Annotated in this window: 3 protein-coding genes; 2 read left to right on the top strand and 1 reads right to left on the bottom strand. The window is 37.4% G+C overall.

Features of this window, described 5'->3' with window-relative positions:
- Window positions 1–474: 474 nt before the first annotated feature.
- On the bottom strand, window positions 475–1,110 hold the full coding sequence (locus tag AB4653_RS17900; RefSeq protein WP_009845296.1) for a hypothetical protein: 636 nt from the start codon (window positions 1,108–1,110) through the stop codon (window positions 475–477).
- A 289-nt stretch (window positions 1,111–1,399) separates the two neighbouring features.
- Between AB4653_RS17900 and AB4653_RS17895 the strand changes: the two genes are divergently transcribed.
- Both AB4653_RS17895 and AB4653_RS17890 read left to right on the top strand, forming a co-directional pair.
- A complete protein-coding gene (locus AB4653_RS17895; protein ID WP_017059821.1) occupies window positions 1,400–1,645 on the top strand; it encodes a DUF2164 domain-containing protein in 246 nt (81 codons plus the stop codon).
- Window positions 1,646–1,829: 184 nt separating this feature from the next.
- On the top strand, window positions 1,830–2,183 hold a 354-nt coding region (locus tag AB4653_RS17890; protein WP_372104886.1), incomplete at its 3' end, for a cytochrome b.

Here is a 2,183-nt window from a genome sequence, read left to right as displayed (position 1 = left end):
TCACAGTTGTCATAATATTGACAGGTGTTGATAAATTGTCAATTAATAAAAATTAATTTGTCACGGTAACATCTAAATAATTAAAGTCAGCGAAAAATCAGGATGATAAAGGTCATTATGCATCAATGATATATATTGATTAGCTTTTTTTATAGGTTCAGTGAATTTGATGTCTGAGTAACCTATATCATATCAACCCTATCAATATAAAGCCTTAACACTTATACACCTGAAATAAATATGGTTAAAGGCTTACATTCTGGGGGAGTATCAAAATAATAAAATAAATAGATCTTCGTGGTTACACAAAAATGATGTCTGTCTCTCAAAATTAATATTGAGGTTGTTAAGTTATTAATTAGTAAACTGGAGAACCCGGATAATAAATGTGTAGAATATAGGTGTTATTTTATAAAATAAAAGTGTAGGTATAATTATTTACGTTATATATCAAATTGAAAATTGGCTTGTATTTTACTGCCATTGTATTACCGCATAAAGTTGCAGGTATTTACGAACTAGTTGTTGATTTCCAGAGCGTTTTAGCGGGTGAGCGAATCGGATAAAACACGGACTGATTTTGAAGTTACTATTTAAATCATCTGCGAATTGAGTATCACTCTCTCTTAGCGTGATACCTTGTAGGCTGTAGTCGCTAATCTGGTCTGGGAGTTCCCCCATCCACCAATGCAAGAGTTCACCACTGTTTTTGCTTCGACTTATCCAATGGTCGGAGACAATAATCAATAGGTCATTGGGTTGAATGGCAAATCCGTACTCTTGCTGCCAGTTATGAATGTCCAGCATCAACTTTTTACGACAAGTCTTTCCTGCGCTCACCATATGGTGGCTAATCATCCAAACGGTACCAATTTCAGAAGAGATTCGGAAATGTCGTGGCGTTTCACCAGAAGAGAGCATTTCTAGTGGGCTTACGTTGCTTGCATGATTGAAGCTAACGAAAGTGTGCTCCATTCGTCTCGCAAACGCTTTGCCTATGTGATGTTCACTGATCCCTTGATTGTGTACGGTAGGGTAATGACGCTCACAAAGTTTCAAGCAATCGTCTTGAAACTGATTGACGCTTTTAATCACCAGATCTAATAACAATGAAGCCTCTTATACACGGTTGCTATCTTATTGATGGGCAATAGTACGGTAATTTCGGCGCCATTACCTATTGTCAAAGTGCGAGTTCTTGATCCCTCTATCAAAATTAACCATTACTGAGCGATTTTATGGATAGCACTGGCACTCTACTGGTCTGTAAACTAAATTATGAGGAATTATAGCTAGTTAGAAAACTTGAACTGATTGGCAGAGTTGCAGTGAGCTAACGAAATTATAGCTTAGTCGGCTAATCACAATTGTTCTACATACTCTTTATTTGGAAACACCCATGACCATTCAATTAGATTCAAAGCAAAAATCCGAACTCACTCATACACTTCAAAAGTACCTACAAGATGAGCTCGATGTAGAGCTTGGTCAGTTCGACACTGAATTCTTAGTCGACTTCATCAGTAAAAAGTTTGGAGCCGTGTATTACAACAAGGGGATAGAAGACGCTCAAAAAGTGATGGAACGTAAGATGTTAGACATATCAGATGAGCTCTATGAAATTGAACAAATCGTTGAAATATAACTCAGCAAGCGATTGTTCGACAAAGAAATTTGTCCATAAAGCAACTTGTTCAAAATTTTTGAATAACTCGTTTAATTTGAAATGATGTAACTAATGTAAAACTTGGTAAATAATATGTTACGCAAACTTGGTGTAGGGTACGCTTTTCAAAACTACACGACACGTTAACATTCGGAAGAGATGCATGAACAACAACGTCAAAAATTACAATCCTTTAGCAAGAGCAATGCATTGGATCTCAGCACTCGCAATATTTGGCCTATTTGGTGTAGGCCTATGGATGGTTGATCTTTCTTACTACAGTGAGTGGTACAAAACAGCACCAGACTACCACCGTTCGGTAGGCATTCTTTTGGCTGCCGTTACCATTATCCGCTTGCTTTGGAAGCTAGTTACCGCGTCACCTAATGTGGAAGGTAAAAGCTATGAAGTTGTAGCGGCGAAGATCGCTCATGGATTTATGTACATTAACTTAGCGGTTTTATTTATTTCAGGTTATTTGATTTCGACATCAGATGGCCGTGGGATCGAGGTATTC

This window comes from Vibrio sp. 10N.222.48.A3, assembly GCF_041475345.1.
Lineage (GTDB): Bacteria > Pseudomonadota > Gammaproteobacteria > Enterobacterales > Vibrionaceae > Vibrio > Vibrio tasmaniensis_A.
The sequence above is the reverse complement of the archived record's forward strand: the minus strand, read 5'-3'. Positions and strand labels throughout refer to the sequence as shown.

What these genes read in the sequence shown, in the direction of transcription:
- AB4653_RS17895 (WP_017059821.1), top strand. Translation starts at nt 1,400, where the DNA reads ATGACCATTCAATTAGATTCAAAGCAAAAATCCGAACTCACTCATACA.